General features: G+C 57.7%; 23 protein-coding genes. 11 read left to right on the top strand and 12 right to left on the bottom strand.

Annotation, left to right across the window (positions count from 1 at the left end; genetic code table 11):
* Positions 1 to 58 precede the first annotated feature (58 nt).
* From J2741_RS10100 to J2741_RS10090, 3 genes are all read right to left on the bottom strand, one after another.
* Positions 59 to 1,234, bottom strand: a complete 1,176-nt coding sequence (locus J2741_RS10100; protein WP_209675136.1) for a metallophosphoesterase family protein — start codon at positions 1,232 to 1,234, stop codon at positions 59 to 61.
* A gap of 226 nt (positions 1,235 to 1,460) precedes the next feature.
* Complete coding sequence (locus tag J2741_RS10095; RefSeq protein ID WP_209675135.1) at positions 1,461 to 2,258, bottom strand: SdpI family protein; 798 nt, start codon at positions 2,256 to 2,258, stop codon at positions 1,461 to 1,463.
* The gene (locus tag J2741_RS10090) at positions 2,258 to 2,704 is read right to left on the bottom strand and encodes a hypothetical protein (RefSeq protein ID WP_209675134.1); all 447 of its coding nucleotides are present in this window, start codon (positions 2,702 to 2,704) and stop codon (positions 2,258 to 2,260) included. The genes J2741_RS10095 and J2741_RS10090 overlap by 1 nt, the downstream gene beginning before the upstream one ends.
* 374 nt (positions 2,705 to 3,078) lie before the next feature.
* Between J2741_RS10090 and J2741_RS10085 the strand changes: the two genes are divergently transcribed.
* Positions 3,079 to 3,570, top strand: a complete 492-nt coding sequence (locus J2741_RS10085) for a DUF1579 family protein (protein WP_209675133.1) — start codon at positions 3,079 to 3,081, stop codon at positions 3,568 to 3,570.
* A 201-nt stretch (positions 3,571 to 3,771) separates the two neighbouring features.
* On the opposite strand, the gene rsgA is transcribed toward J2741_RS10085, so the two are convergent.
* Positions 3,772 to 4,872 carry a ribosome small subunit-dependent GTPase A gene (gene rsgA / locus J2741_RS10080; protein ID WP_209675132.1) on the bottom strand — a complete coding sequence of 367 codons (1,101 nt, stop codon included), beginning with the start codon at positions 4,870 to 4,872 and terminating at the stop codon, positions 3,772 to 3,774.
* A gap of 187 nt (positions 4,873 to 5,059) precedes the next feature.
* On the opposite strand from rsgA, the gene J2741_RS10075 reads away from it, so the two are divergent.
* Complete coding sequence (locus J2741_RS10075) at positions 5,060 to 5,638, top strand: hypothetical protein (RefSeq protein ID WP_209675131.1); 579 nt, start codon at positions 5,060 to 5,062, stop codon at positions 5,636 to 5,638.
* A gap of 173 nt (positions 5,639 to 5,811) precedes the next feature.
* Here the strand turns inward: J2741_RS10075 and J2741_RS10070 are convergent, their stop codons facing one another.
* The 4 genes from J2741_RS10070 to J2741_RS10055 form a co-directional block, all read right to left on the bottom strand.
* Positions 5,812 to 8,166 (bottom strand): beta-propeller domain-containing protein, encoded by a 2,355-nt coding sequence (locus tag J2741_RS10070; protein ID WP_209675130.1) that lies wholly within the window; start codon positions 8,164 to 8,166, stop codon positions 5,812 to 5,814.
* A gap of 268 nt (positions 8,167 to 8,434) precedes the next feature.
* Entirely contained in the window at positions 8,435 to 8,662 is a 228-nt protein-coding gene (locus J2741_RS10065) for a helix-turn-helix transcriptional regulator (RefSeq protein WP_209675129.1), read from the bottom strand.
* A gap of 17 nt (positions 8,663 to 8,679) precedes the next feature.
* The gene (locus J2741_RS10060) at positions 8,680 to 9,258 is read right to left on the bottom strand and encodes a DUF2178 domain-containing protein (RefSeq protein WP_209675128.1); all 579 of its coding nucleotides are present in this window, start codon (positions 9,256 to 9,258) and stop codon (positions 8,680 to 8,682) included.
* Positions 9,259 to 9,364: 106 nt separating this feature from the next.
* Positions 9,365 to 10,573 (bottom strand): hypothetical protein, encoded by a 1,209-nt coding sequence (locus J2741_RS10055; RefSeq protein ID WP_209675127.1) that lies wholly within the window; start codon positions 10,571 to 10,573, stop codon positions 9,365 to 9,367.
* A gap of 373 nt (positions 10,574 to 10,946) precedes the next feature.
* On the opposite strand from J2741_RS10055, the gene J2741_RS10050 reads away from it, so the two are divergent.
* From J2741_RS10050 to J2741_RS10035, 4 genes are all read left to right on the top strand, one after another.
* Complete coding sequence (locus tag J2741_RS10050; RefSeq protein ID WP_209675126.1) at positions 10,947 to 12,308, top strand: tetratricopeptide repeat protein; 1,362 nt, start codon at positions 10,947 to 10,949, stop codon at positions 12,306 to 12,308.
* Between the two features lie 134 nt (positions 12,309 to 12,442).
* Positions 12,443 to 13,846: a tetratricopeptide repeat protein gene (locus J2741_RS10045; protein ID WP_209675125.1), complete on the top strand. Its 1,404-nt coding sequence runs from the start codon at positions 12,443 to 12,445 to the stop codon at positions 13,844 to 13,846.
* Positions 13,847 to 13,945: 99 nt separating this feature from the next.
* Positions 13,946 to 15,610: a RyR domain-containing protein gene (locus J2741_RS10040; protein ID WP_209675124.1), complete on the top strand. Its 1,665-nt coding sequence runs from the start codon at positions 13,946 to 13,948 to the stop codon at positions 15,608 to 15,610.
* A 213-nt stretch (positions 15,611 to 15,823) separates the two neighbouring features.
* Complete coding sequence (locus J2741_RS10035) at positions 15,824 to 16,678, top strand: hypothetical protein (RefSeq protein ID WP_209675123.1); 855 nt, start codon at positions 15,824 to 15,826, stop codon at positions 16,676 to 16,678.
* A gap of 73 nt (positions 16,679 to 16,751) precedes the next feature.
* On the opposite strand, the gene J2741_RS10030 is transcribed toward J2741_RS10035, so the two are convergent.
* Together J2741_RS10030 and J2741_RS10025 are read right to left on the bottom strand one after the other, a co-directional pair.
* Positions 16,752 to 17,612 carry an SRPBCC domain-containing protein gene (locus J2741_RS10030; protein WP_209675122.1) on the bottom strand — a complete coding sequence of 287 codons (861 nt, stop codon included), beginning with the start codon at positions 17,610 to 17,612 and terminating at the stop codon, positions 16,752 to 16,754.
* 101 nt (positions 17,613 to 17,713) lie between these two features.
* Positions 17,714 to 18,217, bottom strand: a complete 504-nt coding sequence (locus J2741_RS10025; RefSeq protein ID WP_209675121.1) for a flavodoxin domain-containing protein — start codon at positions 18,215 to 18,217, stop codon at positions 17,714 to 17,716.
* A 299-nt stretch (positions 18,218 to 18,516) separates the two neighbouring features.
* Between J2741_RS10025 and J2741_RS10020 the strand changes: the two genes are divergently transcribed.
* The 5 genes from J2741_RS10020 (at position 18,517) to J2741_RS10000 (ending at position 22,464) form a co-directional block, all read left to right on the top strand.
* Positions 18,517 to 19,059, top strand: a complete 543-nt coding sequence (locus J2741_RS10020; protein WP_209675120.1) for a DUF1697 domain-containing protein — start codon at positions 18,517 to 18,519, stop codon at positions 19,057 to 19,059.
* A 16-nt stretch (positions 19,060 to 19,075) separates the two neighbouring features.
* Entirely contained in the window at positions 19,076 to 20,143 is a 1,068-nt protein-coding gene (locus J2741_RS10015; RefSeq protein WP_209675119.1) for a winged helix DNA-binding domain-containing protein, read from the top strand.
* 573 nt (positions 20,144 to 20,716) lie between these two features.
* Positions 20,717 to 21,373 carry a putative hemolysin gene (locus J2741_RS10010; protein ID WP_209675118.1) on the top strand — a complete coding sequence of 219 codons (657 nt, stop codon included), beginning with the start codon at positions 20,717 to 20,719 and terminating at the stop codon, positions 21,371 to 21,373.
* A gap of 158 nt (positions 21,374 to 21,531) precedes the next feature.
* A complete protein-coding gene (locus J2741_RS10005; protein WP_209675117.1) occupies positions 21,532 to 21,792 on the top strand; it encodes a putative hemolysin in 261 nt (86 codons plus the stop codon).
* Positions 21,793 to 21,810: 18 nt separating this feature from the next.
* Positions 21,811 to 22,464, top strand: a complete 654-nt coding sequence (locus J2741_RS10000) for an ArsR/SmtB family transcription factor (protein WP_209675116.1) — start codon at positions 21,811 to 21,813, stop codon at positions 22,462 to 22,464.
* Positions 22,465 to 22,577: 113 nt separating this feature from the next.
* On the opposite strand, the gene J2741_RS09995 is transcribed toward J2741_RS10000, so the two are convergent.
* Together J2741_RS09995 and cofC are read right to left on the bottom strand one after the other, a co-directional pair.
* The gene (locus J2741_RS09995) at positions 22,578 to 23,126 is read right to left on the bottom strand and encodes a hypothetical protein (protein WP_209675115.1); all 549 of its coding nucleotides are present in this window, start codon (positions 23,124 to 23,126) and stop codon (positions 22,578 to 22,580) included.
* 140 nt (positions 23,127 to 23,266) lie between these two features.
* Positions 23,267 to 23,899, bottom strand: a complete 633-nt coding sequence (cofC, locus tag J2741_RS09990) for a 2-phospho-L-lactate guanylyltransferase (protein ID WP_209675114.1) — start codon at positions 23,897 to 23,899, stop codon at positions 23,267 to 23,269.
* Between the last annotated feature and the right edge of the window lie 12 nt (positions 23,900 to 23,911).

Genomic DNA, 23,911 nt, shown 5'->3' with positions numbered 1-23,911 from the left:
ACCCCCGTTGAGCTTGGCATTGTGTTTCCGGGGATCACACGGTTTTCACCGGCAGGGATCATTCCGAGTCCTCCCGGTGGCGGTCCATAACGGTCCTCAGGACTTCAAGACCGCACGACGCGACGTACTCCTTCTGTTTCGCACTGATCTGCTGTTTGCCGAGGAACGAAGAGAACTCCTGCAGGTAATCTATCGCCCGCACGTCCTGCTGGATCGGGACGGCCTCTCCGCCCTGGTCCCTGGAGACCTGGCGGATCTTCAGGTCGAGCAGTTGTTCACGCACACTGGCGAGGTCCTTTGTATCCGGGCCTTTCCCATGCTCACGCGAAAGGTCCTTGAGGGTCACCTGCGCCATCGCCTGGAGTGGCACGTTCTTTCTGGCAACGAGGGAGATGATCTCCTCGGTAATCTCGCCTGGTGCCATACCCTCGCACAGGATGGTCCCCAGGTCCACCATCGGCGTTTTGGGGAGGTCGAAGTGACGAATATTCACTTCCCCGTGGGGCGTGTCCGGTGACGGAGTCTTATCCAGGTCTACGAGGAGACCTCCCTTCTCATCAGAGATCTCGCCGTAAGTGATGTATTCGAGTGAACCGGAGTACCAGGCGTTCCCTGTTATCTCCGACTGGCCGTGATAATGCCCGAGTGCGATATAATCGAACCCGTCGGAAAGAATAGTGTTGTCCAACTCGTGTTCCGCCACCGTAGAGAGCCGTTTATCTTTTAATCCCGTGGCAAGCCCGTGCGTAACCAGCACGTTGTGGTGTTTCCCGGAGAGCTCGATTTGGTCAAAGGCGTTCCGATAATCTTCGGGACGGAGCATGTTGGGAATAAGGTGAAAGATAGTGTCCCCGATCTCCACGTTTTCGTACCGGAACGAGTATGCCGCGGTCATCTCCCCGGGATGGTAATCCAGGACCGCAAAAGGCGATACAGTGTACCGGGTCTTCACCATGCTGTGATTTCCTGCAATCACTACGAACGGAATGCCGGCGGCGTGAAGATGGTCGAGCGCCTCCATGACCGTTTTATATGCCGCGGTTTTCGGCTTCACCTGGTCGAAGAGGTCCCCGGCGTGGACCAGAACATCGGGTTTCTCCGCAATGATCCGATCGATGGCAGAGAGAAAATTATCATAAATCTGCTTCTCGCGGAGGTTTGCCCCGCTCTCCGCATCGAGCCTGTTAAAAGCGGCGTGTCCGAGGTGGGTATCGGCGATGTGGATGAGTTTCATCTATGTTTGTTTTGGAACTGGGAATTGATATAAGATGAAGGTAGGCGGGGTGAAGGTGATTTCAATCTATTATCCATTTGTTATAAAAAATCGTCAAGATTGAGGGAAACCATAATTTTTTTAACAAAATTGGAAATTCGATTAATAGGGGGTGGCCCAAAAGCGAGGCCGAGAGTTCCCCGGGAGAACGGTTCGGCCCATACCCGAGTACATTCCGGGTTTTTTCCTACATGCCCGGGAACTTATCTTCATTCTCCCGTTTTGCGAGCAGGTACGACCAGACGCTGATATACAGGAACACCCCGAAGATGATGACGAGCATCAGGGCGATCGCCCAGGTCCCGGAGACCAGGCTCCCGAAGATTATGAGGATGCCTGCGAGGGTGATGAGATTTCCCCCGTATTCATGGGTTTTCTTCCAGATCTCCTCGCTCGCGAGCGTCCACGGAAGCCGTATCCCCACCGTGGTGTTCCGGTCGATGAAGGGCAGGACTCTTCCAAGGATTACAAACAGGAAACCCAAAACGACCGGGATGACCGTCACAACCGGCAGGTCGACTCCGAGCGCAACCGCGAGCGTGATCACCTCGATGCAGAACAACATCGAAATGACCGCAAGTATCACGAACGCGTAGATGTCCCGGAGTGGCGTGAGCTTAATCTGCATCGAGTCGAACCGGGGCAGGATGATGAGGATCCCCATGACGAGCGTGATGATCAGGGGCAGGCCGAACGCACCGGTAAAACGGTCGGCGAACCCGTCGGCCACCCCGTGGACATCCCAGTGGACTTCGATAACATCCGGCAGGTACGGCAGGACGAGGAACGCGACGACCCAGGAGAGAATGACGACCCCCCAGGCGAGACGCATGTGGAGCGGCGAACGACGGCTGATCCGGCCGTGGCTGCGTGACTCCTGCACCTGACCGACGATCCCACTCGTTCTTACGGCCGGCTTCGTAAAGGCTTCCTCCATCGGGCACCAGCCCATGGTGTCCCAGAGTACTGAGGCAAACCGTGCCATCAGACCATCGCCTTCACGTTTCTGAAGAGTTCGTCCGCCATCGTCGTCGGGTCGGCAGTCTTCCCGATCCGGACGCCGAGCTCGGCGGCATAGTCCCAGAGCAGCTCGCAACACTCGGTATACCGCGGGCACGTCCCGCAGTCGCCCTCGTGTTCGTACCACACCTGCACCCCGGATTTCTTTGTCACGAAGACGATGGCCGTGGTCTGGAAGGGGACCGACCTTCCGAGAAGGACTCCTTTCTCGGGATTAATCTTCTCAACCGTGATCTGGTTCGCATCCGCCATCCCGCGCAGAGTATCCTCAACCTTCCGGTTCATGAGAAGGAGCGCCCGTGACACCGCCTGGCGCGAGATGCCGAAGCGGTTGGCAATCCCGATATTGGACTCGCCGCTCCGGCGTAATGCCCAGAATCCGAATTGCCTGTCATCCGTTGTGAGAAACATACCGTCAACATTTGAATGTTTACATTAAATGCTTTGTGGAATTATCGGGATTGGCTCAATGGAATAGACGGATTGATTTTACGGAATCACCCGGACTAACTCTGTGGAATTATCGGGATTGATCTCCGGAAGAGACGGATTGATTTTACGGAATCACCCGGATTAACTCTGTGGAATCATCCGGATTGGCTCAATGGAATTGTCCGGATTGGCTCAATGGAATTATCCGGATTGGCTCAATGGAATTATCCGGATTGGCTCAATGGAATTATCCGGATTGGCTCAATGGAATCATCCGGATTGGCTCAATGGAATTGTCCGGATTGCCCACTCCCCGCAACCCTCATATATCCCTTCACGCATCCTCCTCCATCATGACATGGACACCCCCGAAAGTAATTCCCGGCCCGGAGACGAAGGCACTCTCACGGTTCCTCTGGAACGGGACCTGGACCGGCACGGTTGAAGCGAACGGGATGGGGCCAGGATCACCCGAAATGGAGGGCAAAGGAAGAGCGACCTGCGAGTGGGTCCTCGACGGGCTCTGGCTCTCCTGCCATTTCGAACAGGACCAGTTCGCCGAAGGCAGGAAGGTCCTGACCTGGAAGGCGAAGTGGATCATCGGGTGGGATCGAATCGCGAATGAATACCGGGCGGTCGGTGCCGACACCAACGGTCTCGCCTTCATATTCCACGGGAAGATCGAAGGTGACCGGCTGGTGATGGAGTCGCTCGGGGATGTCCCGGTCAGGCTGCGGTTCACCTGGGACGCGAAGGATCCGAACGCAATGACCTGGAAGAACGAGATGTCGGTCGGCGGTGCACCATGGAGCCTGATCGAAGAGTACGTGATGAAGCCGGATTAACCGTGAAGCGGCTGATTTGAACTTGTATATTCAGGACAGTCAATCGGCTGATTTGAACCTGCATATCCCGGACCGTAAACCGTGGCGGATCGAGCGTCGACAGTATTCACAATTATCGCCGGATCCCAGGTCATCTCAAAAGTCCGGCAGGGATGCTATCAATCCTCTTTTTCCGTTTCGAGCACTCACCGCCCCACAGCCCTACTCCCACCGGTCCCTGTGTTCCTTTACCTGTTTTGCATAGCCGCTGATCTGTTTCCAGCGTTTCCGCTCGGATCGGACGAGGCCGATCTCCGCCTTTTCCTGCTCGAAGACAAGCTCCCGGGCGAGACGGTGGTAGTTCTCCAGCCGGGCCGGGGAGAGGTCCCCACGCTCCACCGCCTCCCTGACGGCGCAGCCCGGTTCGCCTTCGTGCCGGCAGTCCGCGAAACGGCAGCCCGCGGCCAGTTCCTGGATGTCGGGGAAGGTGTCGGAGAGGCCTGCGACCGCGGTCCCGATACCGACCTCCCGGAGCCCGGGGTTGTCGATCATCAGCGCTCCGCCGTCCAATACGAAAAGCTGGCGGACGGTCGTGGTGTGGCGGCCTTTCCCGTCGTAGTCCCGGATACCTCCCGTCTCCTGCACGGAGCGGTCCAGCAGCCGGTTGATCAGCGTGGACTTGCCCACGCCGGAGGAGCCGATGAGGACGATAGTCTTTCCGGGTGCGAGGAACGGTTCGATCCGGTCGATCCCCTCGCCGGTCAGGGCGCTCAGGGTGACGACCGGGATCCCGGACGATGCCGGGACGACTCCTTCCGCGAGCGAGGCGGGGTCTTCGGCGAGGTCCGCCTTGTTGATGATTACCACCGGCCGGGCGCCGGATGCGTGGGCGATCGCCAGGTATCGCTCAGTCCTCCGGGCGTTCAGGTCGTGCCCGGCGGCGGTCACAATGAAGACCGTATCCACGTTTGCAGCGATGACCTGGTCGGTCCCTTCGCGCCCGGAAGCTCCCCGCGAGAACAGAGTCTTTCGGGGTAGGATGTCAACGATCATGGTGGTTCCGGCTTCCGGCCGGACGAGGAGGACCACGAAGTCCCCTACCGCCGGGTAGCGGCCGAGCTTTCGCATGGCGCCGGAGATCCCCGCCGTCACCTGTCCGTCTTCGGTGAGGACTTCCCACACGGTCTTCTGCCGGCAGGCAACTCTCCCGGGCCGGTAGGGACCGTCATATTTTGCGTAGGCGTCTTCGTGTTCGTCCGTCCAGCCGAGTTGTTGCAAAGGAAGAGAATGCGGCTGACCGCACCCCGTATATTGGTCGTTCATGAAAAAACCCGAACTATTGATGAAGGAAAGGTTGACGCAATGAGTCCAAGTTCTTTGTGGTTGCACGGGGGGGGGAATCAGAGTGACCGTGGCAGTGTCATTGCTCCACTTTACGGTGGAATCTATCTCCTTGGATTGTCCTCCTATCGAGAATTATTTTTATATTGTCTTACTTGAAGATCAACCTATGAAACGTACTCGTACAATGGCATTCGGAGCACTGCTTTTAGTGCTCGTTCTCCTTGTAGCAGGATGCACCCAGCCATCGGGTGCCCCCACAACCACCGTGACACCAACCGCGACTGCCACCCCCCAGGTGACTGTTCCTGTCACCACTCCCCCGGCAGATAACGAGACGCTGAAAACCGAAATGATGGCCATGGCCGAAACGCTGGCAACCACCATCGATAAGCAGAATCTCTCCGCCGCACTAAAAGAAGGCGAAAACTCCACGGCATTCGCGGCCGTGCTCGTTCAACTCCAGACTTTCAAGGCGGACAATCCGCAGGTCTTCTATGCCTATGTGCTCGAGCAGAAGAACGGTACAGTCGTGTTTATCGTCACCAATTACCAGGGCGAACCGGGGGCTCCCTTGTTCATGCAGGAATATCTTAATCCCCCTGAGGTGCTGAAAACGCCCGTTACAGGACCGATCGGGATCGGGCCATATACCGATGAATATGGCACATTCATATCCGGATTCGCCCCAGTGGACACAGGCTCGAATACTTCGGTGATCCTGGCCGGGGTGGATTATCAGGTATAAACTTTTATTTGCCTTTTTTTCGGGAAAAACGCCGATTATTTTTTCAACCGCATGAAGTTCTTAAGGGTATAATGCATTGACCCCGGCACAATGGTTACAAAAAGGGAATAAGAGTAAAATTGTGAGCATAAACTGCAGGAATCGGGGGAATCAAAAAAAATAGTATTGCTCGTTCACCCCAGCCTCACATTGTTAAGGTAGCTCACCCCGTTGGCGAGGTCGCTCATGTAGATCACTCTCGGCGAGATCGTGTAGAGGGTATCCTCGATATAGAGCGCCCTCTTCACCTGCACCTGGTCCCCTGAGTGTTCGTCGTAGTGTTTCACCGTCCCTTTCAGCGAGAAGCCCCGGTCCGGGTCGACCGAGAAGACATATGCCCCGCCCCAGACATCCCGGGTACCATAGTAGTTCCCTCCCGCCGGCTGGGTCCGGTAGAGTCCGGCCAGCTCCACGGGCAGGACCAGGATATCCTTCTCCTTGTCGAAGAGGAACGCCTTCGGGTCGTTCAGCACCTCGGAACTGCTCCCCGCCTCGCCGAGCTCCACGCTGTCCACGAGGCCCGGTCTCGAGATGTCCGAGACGTCGAAGAGCGAGAGCTTCACCGCCCCGAAGTTCGCGGTCTTCCCCACCCCGATGATATGCGTGGCATCGTAGGGATGGAGATAATTCGAGAAGCCGGGAAGCTTGAGTTCTCCCGCGAGCGCCGGGTGCGCCGGGTCGGAGAGATCGACCACGAAGAACGGGTCGGTCTGCATGAAGGTGACCAGGTAGAGCCGGTCTCCCATGAACCGCGTGGCGTAGATCCGTTCGCCCGGCGCAATACCGGCGACCATTCCTATGGTGTTGAGCCGGGTGTCGAGCACGCTGACCGTGCTGGAGAGCGTGGACCTCCCGGTATACCCGTACTCGGTGACGGTCGTCCCCAGGCGGAGGTTGCCCTTGTACTCGTCCATCGCGTACTGGTTGAGCAGGGTCCCGTCCACCTTTCCGGCCGCATTGAACCGGATCGCTCCATCCTGGAGGGAGAACGAGTAGATCGCGGTCTGATCGGTCGTTCCTCCGACTTCACGTCCCTGTGCGTCGACGTGGCGGAGCGGCGAGGGTTCACCCATCGAGTGGACGCCGAAGTAGAGGGTTGTCGGGGAGACGTAGACCGTCCCGGCCGTCCCGACCAGGAATGTCTTCGCCCTCACCGGGGCATCGGTATCGAGACCGACCGACCCGATGGTGGTGAATGCGAAGGCCTTGTCGGTCCCTTCGAGGGAATAGGCGACCGGGGTGAATGTCCCTGCCACCCCGTCCCGGACCGCCGGGAAGGTGATGTCGTCGGAGTGCGGGTTCACCGGGGTCGACGTGAGGAAGTAGAGCCACTGCCCTATCATCCGGGAATCGGTGTACCCGCCGTCGATCTCCACTTCCCGTTCGAGCGTGGGCATGGCCCGGTCTTTGACGGAGAAGATGTAAATAACGGTCTTCTCGCCGTTCCCTGCGGGCCACGTACACCGGCCGGGTTCGCATCGCCAGTACTCCGGCGGGCGGTAGTCCCTGCAGATCAGGGCGACCTTGTCCCCGTAGAGGTAGAGGGATACCGGGGTCCCGGAGAACCCCGTCGTCGAGATGATACCGGCGGACTCTGCCGGGTAGGCACGGACGATGTTAAGTTCGTTGCCCGAGACGACGTAAATATACGTTCCGTCGGTCTTGACGATGTCGGCCTCGTCCACCTCCTTCACCTGGACGTTCGTGGTGGAGTACTCACGGTCCGCAGAGGTAGTGGGAACGAGGGTCATCGCGGGGGTCGGAACGGGCGTTTGCCAATAGCCCCCCGGTGTGTAAAAGGCCCCTGCCCCCCCGGTTGAAGCGTGTATGGTCCCTGTCGAGCCCGAGAACTCCCCTGACTGTGTCTTCTGGGTGGGTGCGAAGGATGAAGAAACCACCTCGACGAGGATCTCGTCTTCGCCTGCGGGAAGATTCGTGGTCCCGGTAATGGCAAACTTCTCTCCGACGTAATGGTCCCCGATCGGGTCGATTGAAATGAAGAGCTTGTCGCTGCCGCCCCTCTGGCTGACCGGCACGTGAATGACCTGCTGGGTTACGACACCCCCGGAAGGCCCCGCGAGAAGGTTGAACAATGCCGAAGCGCTCGTCGAGACCTGGATTCCGGAGACGGTCACGATGTACTCATCGGGTTTAAAGGTCGCAGTATCCAGTTCGTACCGCCACGTCCGCACTCCTTCTCCCAATGGGACCGGGGATGTCTCCTGCACCGTCATGGGCACCATTTCCTGCCCGGACTGGGTCTCGGTCTCCGTGTGGGAAAGGATGAAATTCCTCACGTCTTCTGCCGAGGGCAACTGTCCGATCCCCTGGGTGAGCGGCAGGGTGTCCCCGTTCCCGGTCAGGTCGGGAAGAGGCAGCGTGCCCGTCCCGGGCGAGAGCACCTGGACGAACGCGAGGAGCCCTATCGCGATCACGATGCCGATAGCGACGCCGGAAACCAGGATAAGACTCTCCTTTCTTCCGATCATGCCGGATCACCCCGTAACGACCTGCACGAGGTACGGAAGATCCGACCCCCGGCCCGGGGGGAAGGGCCGTTGCCCGACCCGACGGACCGCGAACCACGTTCCTTCTGCATGACTTTCGTCCCGTGTCCGGTGTTCCGGAGATACGAAGGGCCGGCAGGAACGAAGTCCATTCTGTGACGTATGCCTGCACCTTTCCCTGAAACGCGATGGCAGGCATGGAACCCATCCGGGCGCCACCCGTGTTCAGAAGCCTGCAGCAACCCCCGGTTCATGGGTCATCACCCGAACCGGGACCGTCCTTGTCTCGTTCATACGTGAATACGTTCTCGATCCCGACCCCGAACGCATCCGCAATCCGGAATGCAAGTTTCAGGGACGGGTAATACTTCCCCTTCTCCAGGGATGTGATGGTGTTTCTCGTCACTCCGACCAACTCCGCGAGCTCCTCCTGCGTTATCTCTCTTTCTGCCCGAAGGACCCGTATCCTGTTTTTCATGGTAATTTCGCGATTCTCTAGTATTTCCTGGCGTAATACAGGTAGAACGCCCCGAATGTCACGATAAGCACGATCAGGCAGTACAGGATGGTCCTGGCGGTGATCGCACTCTCGTTGTACTGCCGGAGGCCCTCCTGCCAGAAGGCAGCGTATGCCGACGCTTCGGTCTCGTTCATGGCGTCCATGTTCCTGATAGTGATCGACCTGATCACGTCTCCCGGCATCCCGGGGTCCCCGCCCCGTGAGATCGTGATCGTCATCGACCGTGTGCCGTCCTCGTTGATCGTCACCTTCCCGTTTATCGTGGGTGCCAGCGGAGCGGAATAGGCGTACGACGAGAAGACTACCGTACCGATCACCCCCAGTATCAGGAGGATCTCGATGGTGCGGAATGAAGCCTGATACCGGATTCGATTCGATCGTTCGTCAGAAATTACCCCCTTCACCTGCTGGCGGCAGGCAAGGATGACCACGATGCCGAGCGGGACCGCGATGACCGGGACAAGTAATGCACCCGCGGCAACCGACCACCCGACCATTGCCGCAACGAGGGCCGAAGTGAGGAGTGCGCAGACCAGGTACGTCGTGCGGTTCACGGACTCTCACCCCGCACTGTGAAAAATCCTGGAGCGACGGTCCATCCGGATAGTATTTCGATACGGGATTCCGTGGAAATTGAACAGGCCGTGTTCACCCTCCGGGTCATGGCGAACCCTCCCGAACGGTGAACGTCCCGATGGCGGATACATCCCCGGGTTCGGCCCGGAACGTTGTCAGGTTCACGTTCGTGTTGTGGACGTTCACCGCGTAGTCTCCCGGGGGAAGGTGATAGGTATCGAAGTCCATCGCCCAGAGGTTCACCCCGTCCGTCCCGGCGACTATTACCGCCGTCCCGGCCACCCCGGCAAATATTGCACCCTGGGACATGTCTCGCGGGTTCACGAGGAAGTCGTACCCTCCCCGGGTGACAGGTGAGATCTCGATCAAAAGTTCATCATGTTCCGGGAGGCTGGTCGTCCCGGTAATGACGACCCTGCTGTTCACCTTCAGGCCGGGGAGCGTATCGATGGTGATGAACGTACCCGGGCCCTGGGGTTCGGGACTCGCCGTATTCGAAAGAACAAACTCTGCCGCACCTTCTGAAAACATCCCTTCAGGGGTTTCCCCCGAGAACCGTATCAGGTAACAGCCCGGCGCCATCCCCGACGAATTGAACAGGAGCGCCCATCTGTTGACCCCGGAGGTCCCGGTCGCAACCGTGGAGCTGCCCGTCAGGAGAGGTGCCGGTACGCTGACTGGGGATCCTGTCCCGTTTACCGGACATTGACCCGGATACACATCCCAGAGTAGGGTGGTCCCCGTTGGAAGACTCGTAGTCCCGTTGACGGTAATACGCGCTCCCGGAACCTTGTCCCCGATAAAATTCGCGACGATGAACGCTGCGGGAAGCGTGCGATTCTCTCCGGCCGTTTCGCCCCCGAGCCTGAACTGCCTGGCGACCACTACGGTTCCGGGGGCAGCCGTCCAGTTGTTACCCGAAAAGGTGACGCTGGACACCCTGATCGTATAGTCACCCGGTGCAAGCGAGGATACGTTGAGGGCGGCTTTCCACGTGTTTCGCCCCCCCGTTCCGTGCAGGACCTGGACAATCTCAGTTATGTATCCCCGGTCCGGACCTGCAACCTGTCCCGGTCCTGCCGAGAGGTTCACCAGGAGGTGAGTGTTCAGTCCGAGGTTTGTCGTGCCGGTAAGCACCAGCATGCCGTTTCCATCGATATCCCTGTCGCTGAAGGGATCTATTGTGATCGAGGGCGTAAAGTAGAAGGAGCCGGTCAGGAGGATCCCGAGTCCCATGACCACGAGAATCGTAGCCGAGACGATCCCGGCGAAAAACAGGGCCGTTTTTTTCATAGAACCTCTGGTTTTCTTCCTGCCGATCCGGCGGCAATCCCTGTTATGGTATTCATATCCCGCGTCATCTCCGGTCTTCACACTGTAGGAGGAGGATGCCAGGGTCTCCCCTCTCATCCCTGATGCAATTTGTACTTGTCATTATGCATAAACGTTTTGTCATAATGCACAGTTCAACATGCAATAATTCCGGACGGGTCATCTCCGGAGCTGACTGTCGTGAAATACGATTTGCTTGACAAGCAGCTCCAATCCGCTATTCTTATCATGTCATCGCCAGATGAATCATCTGATGTCGTGTGGGGGGTATTTAACTGTCCCATCCCTTCTGGTAATCGCACTGCTAGGCATGGTAGTACTCTGTGGCTGCACAATGCCTCCTGAGAAAACTCAGTCCGTCACCCCTCTTCCCACTCCCACGCAGGAATCCGAGCTCAACAGTTCAGCCGTGGCAGCCCTTCCCAGTGAAACTCCCGCCTCTGAAAATGTCCCGGCCTATTCCCGTATGATATTCTCGCGGACATTCCCTGTACTTGCAGGGGGGGACCCCGTGATCATAGACCCGGAAGAATACGGTTACCAGTACTTCTCGCCGGATGTCGAGTATACCCTCCATATCGTTTCCGGCCGCCCTGTCAATCTTCTCGTTATAGACTCCCTCTATGCCGACAGGTTCCCCCTCTTTCTCCCCGAATATGGAACGAGGCCTTCAAAAGCACCTGATCGCACCGTCTCCTATTCTTACGGTTTTTCTTACGGAGTGCCCCTCATCGCCCAGGAAGACAATATCATAGAGGATATCGTCCTTTTCACTGTCCCGAGGAAGGGAAAATACCTCATCATACTGGATCCGCGGTTCCATGGAGACGTCACATGGGATCTCTCCGGAGCTTCGATCTCCCATGATTATTTCAGAACGACACTGGAGCTCGAAGAGCACGACTTTCCGGGAGTGGCAGCGAGGAGTGAAGGTCCGGATACGATAAACGAGATCGTGGGCATCCCAACAGGATACGTTGGCACAACCAAGATCTATCCGCTCGACGAGTATGGGTATTCCACACTGGCCCCGGGAGATTCGCTTCACATCTCGGTGAGCACTACCAGGCCGGTGAACGTCCTCGTTCTCGATGCAGAAGCAATGGAGGCATTTTCAAAAGTAGAACCGGTTGCGATGAATATTCGGAACAGGACCACCGACGCCGAACACTGGGGATATTCATACGGGGAGATCTCGGCGAACAACGGAGGGATTTTCCAGGAAGATCTCTCCCTCGACACCGAAGCGTTTATTTCCATCCCTAAGACCTCGAAATATTATTTTGTCATCGACCCGAGGTTTTCATTCGAATATTCAAGCTATGGGGGATACCCCTCGAGTTATTCTGAAGATTTTGTCACCGCAAAAGTATACGCCGAAGTTCTCCGCGAGGGCTCTGCGATGTACTGGAAAAAAGTTGGCGATTATTCCCTGCGAAAGGGAGACTATGAAGAGGCAAAGGCATATTACGATAAAAGCCTCCTGCTCGATTCCGGGAATCCGGATACATGGTACAACCTCGGTGTCGTCCTCCGCGACCTCGGGGACTATCGTGGCGCAATCACCGCCTTCAATGAGACAGCCCGGATACAACCCGGTGATGCTGATGTATGGGAGAAGATAGGTGTACTCTATTTGTTGATCGAGAATGAAGAAGCAGCCCGCGACGCGTACAACCGGTCTCTGATACCCTAGGAAAACCACTGCCCGCACGGTAAAAACTGTTATCCCGACCTTCGGATGCAATTCCTCCGCTCCTTCCCCCGGGGGCTCTTTCGATTCACAGCGTTTTTATACACCCCCTCGATATTGTTACATGATCCATTTCTATGCGCCTCCTGTTCCTGGTGATCCTGTCGGCACTGATGCTTGCATGCCTGTCCGCCATGCCCGCAGGGGCCACGGATGCAAAAACATGGTACAACCAGGGAGAGGAATTCCGGCAGAAAGGAGACTATTCTGCGGCCGTCGACGCGTACCGTAATGCCGTTTCCATTGACCCGGGGTACACCGACGCCTGGTATTCGCTCGCATACGTGTGCGTCCAGACCGAACGACTGGATGACGCAGCAGATGCGTACCTGCACGTGCTCGCAGTCGAACCGGACATGACCCCCGCGCTTAAAGGCCTGGCATATGTCTATTCGCGGCAGGGGAAGGACGAGGCAGCTCTCACTGAGATTAATCACGCCCTTGAGATCAATTCCGGCGACCAGCTCGCATGGCTTCAGAAAGGTCTCACCCTGTCCGCGCTCGGGAGGACGAACGAGTCGATAGTGGCCTACACGAACGTCATCGAACTCGCCCCGGACAATTTCGATGCCTGGCTCTGTATGGGCCTTGATTATTATTCTATTGGGAATTATCCGTCAGCCCTTGACGCATTCGAACGTGCCACCGATATCGACGAACGGAGTGCCATCGCCTGGCAATACAAGGGAGACACTCTGTTTCACATGGGAAGATATCAGGAAGCAATCGAGGGTTACAACAGGGGGCTGATCGTATCCCCCGGGAATGCCGACCTGATCCAGGCCAGGGCCAAAGCCGAATCGGCATTGCGCAGTTATATCGGTGGAAACACGAGCGGTTCAACGGCAGGAACCCCCTCAATGCCCGATCCGCTCGCTCAGGTCCTGCTCCTGGCGGCCGTTGCCATCGTTGCAGCGGGACTGTTTCTCTTCATCCGGATGAAGAGAAGTGCCGTCCGGGGAAGTGATGGTGGCAGGGCGATCTATCCGCCCCCCGCGAGCGGACCGGAATATGCCCATGAACCGGGGGATCGGATCGGTGGAGACCACCATGATGTGTTTATCAGCTACTCCTCGAACGACAAGGCAGTGGCAGACGCTACCTGCGCGTCCCTCGAATCGCGAGGTATCAGGTGTTGGATCGCTCCGAGGGACGTCCTCCCCGGATCAAATTATCCCCGTTCGATTGTTGAGGCTATCGACGGGAGCCGGGTAATGGTGCTGGTGTACTCCTCTCATTCGAATTCATCACCTCATGTCGTCCGTGAACTCACCCATGCAGTCTCCAGGGGAGTGATTATTATTCCCTTCCGGATCGAGAACATCCCCCCCTCGAAAGACATGGAGTACCTTATTGGAATCCCGCACTGGCTGGACGCGATGACCCCCCCGCTCGAAAGACATCTCGTGCATCTCGCCGATACCATCCGGGTGCTCCTTCCTTCCGCTGAGTCCCCGGAGCGCAATGACGATCCGCGATGACGTCCATACTATCCGGCCCGGATTTTATAACCAGTTTCACGCCAATTATTTGTGAAACCGACAGAATTCTGGGTGCGGCAACGGTTATAGGGGGAGAGCATGGATAACAGTCTGATAGGGGTGCTGCAGGCATTTTTCACCTTACTCAGGAGCGGGATAATCCCGATTTATGAAGAGGTGATCGCGCCGAACCAGGCGGATTACCTCAAAATTCTTACTGCAGCATTTGCCGGATCCGGGTCCGCAGGCGTCGTCGTGATCTATTTTTGGGATAAAATACGCCAGATCCCTCTCCTGTTTTGCAGGGATCACGTCATTATCTGCGGACTTCATGAGATTACCACTCCGCTCGTGCGCCAGCTGAAAGCGAAAAAGATCAAGACCATTGTCATAGGGTCTGACAACCGCTCCCCGGAAGCTCAGAGTCTCCGAAACTACGGCACTATAGTGCTATCGGGAGACCCAAAGGACCCATCCACGCTCGCACTGGCGAGAATAACCCGGGCAAGGACGCTTCTTGCCCTGACCGATTCGGATGGTATAAATGCCGAAATCGCTCTTTCCGCAGGGAAACTTGTGAAAAAGACAAGGTCGGAACCGCTCAACTGCATCCTCCAGATTCACAACCCGGGGCTCTGGAGGATTATCCGGGAACATGCGCTTTTACCCCGCCAGAATAAACCGATGAGAATCGATTTCTACAACCCTCCCGCGTTGAGCGCCCGGATTCTGCTCGGAAGATTTTTTTCCCCTCATACCGGGGAATGGACAAGTAATCCCCCTCTTTTGGTCGTGGTCGGTCTTGGGAAGCTTGGCGAGAACATCACTGCACGTGCTGCGCGGGAATGGTTCGACAAGAGGCAGTCGAACGAAAAACTTCGCATGATCCTCATCGATCTGGAAGCATCGTCGCTCAAGGAGCGGCTTGTCGCAACGTATCCCCGCCTGGAGGATGCAGCGAGCATTACGGCGGTATCAATAGACATCCAGTCGGCAGAATTTCAGAAAGCCGGGTTTATAGACCTAGAGAGGCTACCTTCCTCCCCTACGATCGCATTCGTATGTCTCAAGGACGACACTGCCGGACTTTCAGCCGCCCTAACTCTCTCGCACCATCTGAAGGGAGCTGATACCAGGATATTTGTGAGAATGGACAACAATCCGTCCCTTGCCAGCCTGCTCGGAAAGAAAGTGATGGGAGAGACAGGGATCATCCCGTTCAACAGCCTTACAGTATCCTCTGAATGTGGCATGGTGCTCGGAGGGATAAGGGAAACACTCGCGAGGGCGATCCACGAACACTACGTGACCGCAAGGCTGTCGGATGACCCTCTTCTCGACGACCCGGCTCTCGTCCCATGGGAACGCCTCTCCCGGAGGCTGAAAGAATCGAACCGGTCCCAGGCAGCGAGCATCGTTGAAAAATTACATGCGATCGGCTGTGATATCTGCCCGATGACCGACTGGTCGGCGGCCTGTTTTTCGTTTACCCCTGGTGAGGTCGAATACCTCGCAGAGCAGGAACATATCCGGTGGGTAAAAGAAATGGATACACAGGGATTCTCGTTTGGATCTATTAAGGACGAACGGGCTAAAACTCATCCTTCGATGATAGCCTACGAAAGTCTTTCCGAGGCAGAAAAAGAAAAAGATCGCGAAACCGTGCGAATGATTCCTTACTACCTGAGCCTGATAGACTTTCAGGTCTATCGCCCTGGACAGGGCGGAGATTCCCTGCTCTCCAGCGGGTATGCTGCTTCATAACTGGTCAGAAGGGATCGTTCGGCAATACCATTCCTGCAATATATACCCCCGGCAGGTCCCCGGTTTTTTCCTGGTTATCAAAACCGCTTTTGGATCAGCCAATTCCTCTCTAGACCACGATAGAAACCCTGGACTCCGGAAAGGTGGGCTGGCACAACTATCCACCGACACGCTCAAGAAATCAGCGCCTAATTTCTATCAAGGAGTGAAAGTGTGGATCTTCCGGAATTTTTCGAAGAACGAGGAATCGACGTTTTCTCGGCGGTGGGGGCCGAAGACCTCCCAGTGGAGGACCAGAATCTGGTGAAAAATTTCTTCCCGGGAGCCCGGTCCGTCATCGTATTCGGGAAGGAAGTCCCGGTTGACGTATACAGAAGGACGGCAAAAGAGAAGACCAGGGGGATGCTCGCCATCGCAGAGTCGCTGGATGCGACTGCAAAACTTCTTGCAGAACGCCTGAATGAAGAAAATATCCCGGCTAAGGCGGTCCCTCTCTACCTCCCCGTAGGGATTTCGCACGGGAGAGTGCACGGTCTTGTCCGGTTGAAACACGTCGCCGCTGCCGGCGGGCTCGGAAGCATCGGGATGAATACCGTGCTGGTGTCCCCGCGGTTCGGCCCGCGCCTCCTGCTCTCCGGCGTGGTGACCGGCAAGCCTGTTGCGGAATTCCCCGATATCGGGGCCATACCCGGAGATGTGGCCGGTGGAACAGCCGGAGCTCCCGTGGGTAACGGGCCGGCCATGGCGCCCGGCGGCGGAAGCCCGACAGATACAACAGGTTCCGTGAAATGCACGATGTGCGGGAAATGCGCAAAGATCTGCCCGGAGAGGGCCATTGGTCCGGATGGCGTGGACACCTTCCGCTGCCGGACGATCAGTGCCGTCATCCCGCCATTGCACGTTCCCGCGGTGAAATGGATGTTGGGACGGCGTATGCTGCTCTCGGCGATGGCACCCCTCGCTCCGTGGATCGCGAGGACGGCGACGATCCGGTGCAGCAGGTGCATCACCGAGTGCCCGGTCTTTGCAGGGGCCGAAGCCAACACGAGTGGTGAAGAGCCCTGGTGAACTTGTGAAGAAAAAGAAAGCCGGTTTTTTTCCAAAACTCCGGGTTGTCTCCGTTCAGGATCCGGGGGAGGGTTTAGTTCTTCGCGGATTCCTCGTCGAGACGGACCGCCTGCTGTATGTAATACCTCAGCACGTTCCTGTCAATGTCCCGGGTCTTCTTGATCTTCACGTGCTTCGAAACATGCCCTTCTCCCTGGAGGAGCTCATACCTATCCTCGAACTCGGCCCCGCGGCCGAAGCCGAAGGTGACGTAGTTCTTTGTCGGGTTTATTACGGCGATCAACTTCTTCCCTTTGTATGCGGGGATGCCATAGGCGATCACCTCTTTCGCCCCGGGAGCCTCTTCCCGCATCAACTCCCGGAGCATCGCAACTACCGGCTGGAATTCGGGCAGCACCTTCCTGGCGACAAACTCGTCCACGGAGTCGGATTCCCCGGCGGTAGAGACAAGATCTTCCTCGACAACGCCCGCAAGCTTGTCCAGGGACTCGTTCATGCCTGCCGATGCAGGACCTCTCATCTCTTCGGGGATACCGGATTCCGTTACGGTCATTATGGTTTTTTTCCCCTTCGTCCCGAACCTCACGGTGACGAGGATCTCGGGAGGCCAGTCTCCGGGGAGGCCGAATTCCGCTGCAGGGAGCACCCGGCCTCCTGTATCGGCGAATTTCTGGGAGAACACAATCCGCTCAGGGGGAACGATCTCACGGAACTCCCCCGTATTGCAGAAATCCCTCCCCTCGGGAGAACGCATGCACCAGAGGTAGCTGCCTCCTTCACGGAGGTCCGTCTTCACGAGAGGTACGCTGAATATTTTAGGCCCCCACCAGCGCCCGAATAGTTCCGGCCGGGTCCATGCATCCCATACCCGTTCACGCGGCGCGTTGAATGTCCGCGTATAGAACAATTCCCGGTTATCGTTTCGCTTTGACATTTCCAATCCTCTCTCATCTCATCGCATGCCCTGTTCCAGCCACCGGGGTAAATAGTTGTCCTTCGTCGATCAGACCGGACCGTGAGTGAAAGCCCGGACACCTACATCCCGAACTTCCCCGGGAGCTCCCTCGCCCACGCCGCGATAGCGTCCCAGTCTCGGAAATCGCCGATCGGGGCTTTCACCTTTTCCACCATCCATTTCTGGACAAATGACAGCTTCTCACGGTCGATTTTCCCGGCAAAGAGGGCCTCTGCGACCGGCTTCACGGGGTCGAGCGTCGAATGGAAGATCTCCCGCGCCTTTTCGATGTCGGCAGGGGTTGCGTTGACAGGGGCCACCCCCACGGCAAACGCAGCGACCGGCAGCGTTCCCAGTGCGTCCCGGAAACGGCCGACGAATTTCTTCACATCCCCCACGATTTTTCCCATATAGAAGGGCCCCCCGATAATCACCGCCTGGTAACTCTCGAGAGATGACACTTCTTTCAGTTCCGTGACGTCGACACGGTACCCAGCGAGCCGGAGCTCGTCCCCGATGGCCTCCGCGATCCCGGCAGTCGATCCCTTGGGCGATACATACGCGACAAGAATGGTTCCCGGCATACATTTCCCGAGGGGATATCGGGGTTTTAGAAGAAAAAAGGAGCGGTGGAAAGAGAACAGTCCACGGAACCTCTTTCCCTTTCAATGCCGGGATTGCGATCAGCCGGGACGAATTTTTTCTGCATGTGAACAACAAAGCATCATGCTTAAGGTCTTCCGGACCAGCACCGTTGTCAGTCACTCCCCACTCCGTCATACCGATCAGTGGAGTGACGGAGGAACGCCTTGGAAAACAGTGTTTTCCCGGCGAGGAGGAAGAAAGGATAAATCATCCTGTACACAAAAACGGGTCTGAAACGATGACCACATTCGTCTCTCTCCTCCGGGGGATCAACGTCGGCCCGAACACGACGGTGAAGATGGAGGACCTTGGGATGCTGTACCGGTCCCTGGGACTGGAGAATATCAGGACCTATCTCAGGAGCGGGAACGTGCTGTTCGATGCCCCGGACCGGGAGTCGGATACCCTGGCGACGACCATTGAGGACTCCCTCGCCGGGGCGACAGGCTTCCCGGTAAAGGTTCTTCTCCGGACAGGGGAGGAACTCTCCCGGATAGCCCTGGATAATCCCTTTTTAAGGGAAAAATCATGCAACCCCGGGGCTCTGCACGTCACGTTTCTTTCGGGTCTGCCCGCGGCCGGTCCAGTCGGTGAGATGTACAGGGTGCGGGATGAGACGGACCGTTTCATTGTCAGGGGAACTGAAATCTACCTCTGTTGTCCCCAGGGGTACGGCAGGACGAAATTTTCGAACGCCTTCTTCGAGAAGAGACTCGCGCTCGTCGCAACGACCAGGAACTGGAAGACCGTAACCGCACTGGCGGAGATGGTAAAAGAATGAGAGAGGGCCAAAGAGAGTGAATCAAAAGGAGATAGCCCTGGAACGCGTCATAAACCAGCAGATCGCCGCCTCCGCGTGCACCAGCCCTTCGGAGGTTGTTATGCATATGGGAGCGGTACAGGCCCAGGACTATGCGGGATCAAAGTGGGCCGTCGGGCTCCGCCTTCCGGGCAGCACGGACGCGGCCATCGAGCAGGCGTTCGCCGGGAAGGAGATCGTGCGGACCTGGGCGCTTCGGGGGACCCTGCACCTTGTGGCTGCCTGCGACCTCCGGTGGCTGCTCGGGCTGGTTGGACCGGTCGTGATACGGAAGAACGCCCGGAGATACCGTGAGCTGGGGCTCGACGACCATACTCTTGCCCGGAGCAGCAGGGTGATCCGGGAGGCCCTTCAGGACGGAAACGCGCTGGACCGCCCCTCGCTCCGTGCAATTCTCGAGGATCGCGGTATCTTGACCGGGGGGCAGAGGTACGTCTATATGCTCCAGCGGGCGTCACTCGAGGGGCTCATCGTCCAGCGTGGGATGTGCGGAAACGCACCCGTGTTCGCCTCGCCCGGGCCGTATCCGCCGGGAAGGGAACTTAAGGACCGGAGCGATGCCCTCCGTGAGCTCGCCAGGCGGTACTTCACCAGCCACGGTCCCGCAACCCTGAAAGATTTCACCTGGTGGTCGGGACTTCCGGCCTCAGACGCACGGGCAGGACTCGAAGCGGCCGCTCCCGGGCTCATCCGGACAGAGCTTGATAACCTGAGCTTCATAGGCCCCGGGAACACGGCCTCGGCGGAAGAAGAACCTCCCGCGATGCACCTTCTCCCCGCCTATGACGAGTTCCTCGTCGGGTACAAGGACCGGAGCGCCATGGCCGGCCATGGAAAATGGAGGTCCCTGGTCCTTAAGAACGGGATAATCACTCCTACCATTGTGATCGACGGCCATATAGCAGGTACCTGGAAAAAGACCGTGAAGAACGGCAGCGTACGCATCGTCCCTACTCCGTTCACGCCGTTTCGCCGGGGCGAAGCGGAGGCGTTTTCCGCTGCCGCACAACGGTACGCCGAATTCCTTGGCATTACCGCCGGATAGATCTGGCGGGTGGAACGGGGGGAATCGCCCCTTACGCGATTAGTCCTGGGGCAAGACATCCCTGTCCCGGGAAATATCATGGAATCAAAGTTACGGTTCTTCGGTTTCCGGACTATCGGACATGGAGGAGAACGCATACGCGCTCGCACAGGTTATTCAGACGGCATCCGCAATACTGCTCACCAAAGGAACACGCACTACACCCTCCACAGGTTATTCAGACGGCATCCGCAATACCGCTCACCAAAGGAACACGTACTACACGTTTGGAAATAGTAGTCAATTCATGCCGTGTCCGGAACCACCGCCGGACAAGAAGGACCAAAAACAGCACCCACTTTCGAATTTATGTCACTCCGGGAAGTGCGCTGCCCATGGGTATAAAAAATTTTGAACCCACAGAATGGTTTATTTCTTCGAATATCATTGATTGAAGCTGTTAAGGTGGCACCGGCATGAGGCCCGCCCGACTCCAAGGCCCGGGTGGGACGCACGGCCGGGGTCGCCTCGACGGAGGAACACCATATGAAGATACAGTGGATAATAGCCGCACTATTTTTGACCGCGGCATGTATGACGGTCCCGGTATTCGCGGACGCGGGGACAGGGTCGTCCGACCAGGGAATGATCATAGGGATGCCGGATCCCTCGGCCGTATGGGCTGCGGAGATGGGATACGGATATGCGACCCGGACCGACGAACAGGGCGGCCAGTACGGCGTCATCATACTCCCCGACGGGACCGAGCGCGATGCCTGGGAGGCCTACCGCGAATACCTCGCAGCACAGGATGACCCGAACCAGCAGGACGGCCCCATGATCGGGATGCCGAATCCGTCCGCGGTGTGGGCCGACGAGATGGGGTACCAGTACGAGACCCGGACCGATGAACAGGGCGGCCAGTACGGCGTCATCATACTCCCCGACGGGACCGAACGCGATGCCTGGGAAGCCTACCGCGAATACCTCGCAGCACAGGACGCGGGGACCGATCCCGTAATCGGTATGCCGGATCCTTCCACAGGATTCACGAGCCTCATCCGATCTGACGACTTCGTGTACAAGCACGACCTGTTCACCTACAGGAACGGGGACGGACGGGACTTTTTCCATGCATCCGGCGCGGACGACGCGCTCTCCAGGGTGCACTCCGGGACGACCGTCGCCTCCCTCCTGGGCGACGGGCAGTCCTTCCGGCAGTCGCTTATCGCGAGCCTGCTCGCACAATAAGGTGACATTCGCCACCTGCCGTTCACCCGCCCGGTACGGATGTCCGGGCGGGAACACCCGGCACACCCCTTCTTTTATCCGGGATCTCCCTGTGGATCACAAAATGTTAGAGTCGGGATGATGATACCTGATATAGCGAAGAATAGGAGAAATTTCGGATGAAGCGGTTCATGATCATCGTGTCCGGCATACTCCTGCTGTTCTGCCTCCTCTTTGTAGGGTGCACCCAGCAGCAGCAGATTTCCGCCGGTACCGACCAGGCCCCCATGGGAAACCCCGCGACACTCTACTGTCATTCGCTCGGGTACGAGTCGGTGATCCACACTGACGCACAGGGAAGTCAATGCGGGTATTGTAAGTTCCCGAACGGGACCGAAGTGGACGAATGGGAGCTCTTCCGGAGTACCCATCCGGGATGAACGGAGAGTAAGGGATCCATGACGGGAGAGACCGGGGCCGGGGGAGAGACCAGGGAAGAACCGGTGGACTCACGGAACAAGGAACCGGTGATCATCCTCGAACCCGGCGACGAGCGGGCGCAGAAGATCGCGAAGGCCATCGCGAGCAGGACCGCAGGGCAGATCCTCCAGGTGCTCGAAGAAGGCCCGGCGCCGCTCTCCACCATCTCCGAGATGCTCGAGGTCCCCATCTCCGGCCTGACCTACCATATCGCAAACCTCCTCGATGCGGGGGTCATCGAGGTCGCGGAGGAACGGTACAGCGTCAAGGGGCGGCCCGTGAAATTCTACGCCCTGAAGAAGCAGATCCTCGTGGTCGCCCCTAAAAAGGTCGATCTCAAAACAATGCTCCTCCGGTACTCCTCGATCTTCGGCATCTTCGTCCTCGGGACCCTCGCAGTCGCGGTAGTGGCGAGATTACTCTCTCCCGCTCCCGAACCCCTCCTCGGCGGAGGGAGGCTCGAACCGGTGTCCGCCCCGCCGCCCGCCGCACCACCGGACATCCTCGCACACGATTCCACGCTCCTCACCGTGTTCCTTGCCGGAGGCATTCTCGTCATCGCGATGGCGTTGTTTGGTGAGGTCCTCCTCGCGTGGTGGCGAGCCCGGGAGCAGGAAAATATCAGGGACTGAACCGGGAGCGGGACGTCGCCGGATACAAACACGTCCCAGGCACCACTGCATCGCGCCCAACGGCACGTCCGGGCCCGGAAGGAAAAAGAGGAGATCTGGTCTCCCGGAAAGTGTCAGGAACCGGACGCGAACTCAACCGCGCCCTGTTCCTCTAACGATGTACCGACCTGCTGCACGTACGAATTCCCGGGAGACCCTTTGACAATGATGACCTGGGTGCCGTCGGTGTAGGCGATGTAATTCACTGCCTCGTAGCTCGATAACTGGCTTAAGGCGATGCTTATTACACTGTTCATGGCATTAACGCTGGAAAATTCCACCACCAGGACCGCGACAGAGTTACTCTGGGTCACCTTCCCGCAGTCGGTCGAGAGCTGGTAGAGAGAGGCGGTCTCGATACCCGCATTCTTATAGGTGACAGGGCCTGTGCTGCAGACCTTCATCCCCGCAGCACCGGCGGCATTCACCACACTTGCCGGAGGGGGCGCGGTCGGCGTAATGGGATGTACCGGGGGTACACTCCAGAGGGTCAGAATCGGCATAATCCCGATGAAACAGAAGATGATGATGATCGCCACCACCTTGTTGACCGAGGGCGACTTCTCCTCGTTCTTTTCACTGGAATGTTGTTCGCCGTGATGTTTCTTGCTCATGAGTTTCACTGCTCAAAAGGACTAATGGAGGCCGGGATAATATTGCTTTCGAAAAATTATGAGTGGATTGGGATTCCAAAAAGATCCGGGACTCCGCCGAAATAGGACACACCCCCGTAATGGAACAATGAAAAATACTGTAATCCAGGCTATTCCTTTCTTTCCCGGACCACACCCACCCTTCCCTTCTCTATGGAGAGAGAGAAGCCCAGTCCTTCGAGGAACCCCCGGGAAAGCCCCGCCCCGTGGATGAGCAGCTCCACAAGGTCCTCTTTCTCGTCGACGTCGGTATGGAGGCGGAACGAGTCCACCACCCTGAGTGAAAGACCCCGCTCGAGCGCGATCCTGCGATGCTTCAGAAAACTCGCCCCGTAATAGTCCACCCGGTAGAGGTCCGCCCGGGAGAGGTAGATGGCGTTCGTCCCTCCGCCCCTTCCGGGGACCAGGGCGATATCCTCCCGGGTGGAGATCAACCGTTCCACCGCCTCTCCCGTTGCAAGAGGGAGGTCGGCCATGATGATCATGAGGGGGCCCCTTTCCTCCGAAAGGATCGCGTTGAGCGCCTCGTTGAGCCCGGTGGGGTCTTCGCGCACCGGCACCCGGTCGAAGTTGTAGGGGTGCGTCGAGAGGATAAGCGGGTCGCACCCTGCGTCTTCCACCGCGTTCACCACGTCGGCGAGCATGGTCTCGGCGAACTTCTCCCGCTCGGGCTGGTCGAGCACGCAGGAGAGCCGGGTCTTGGGGTTGACCGGCTTGAAGGGGATGACCGCGGGGATTCCCATATACTTAGCGGG

The organism is Methanolinea mesophila (assembly GCF_017873855.1).
Taxonomy (GTDB): domain Archaea; phylum Halobacteriota; class Methanomicrobia; order Methanomicrobiales; family Methanospirillaceae; genus Methanolinea_B; species Methanolinea_B mesophila.
Note: the sequence above shows the minus strand (reverse complement) of the source record. Positions and strands in the feature narration are given on the sequence as shown.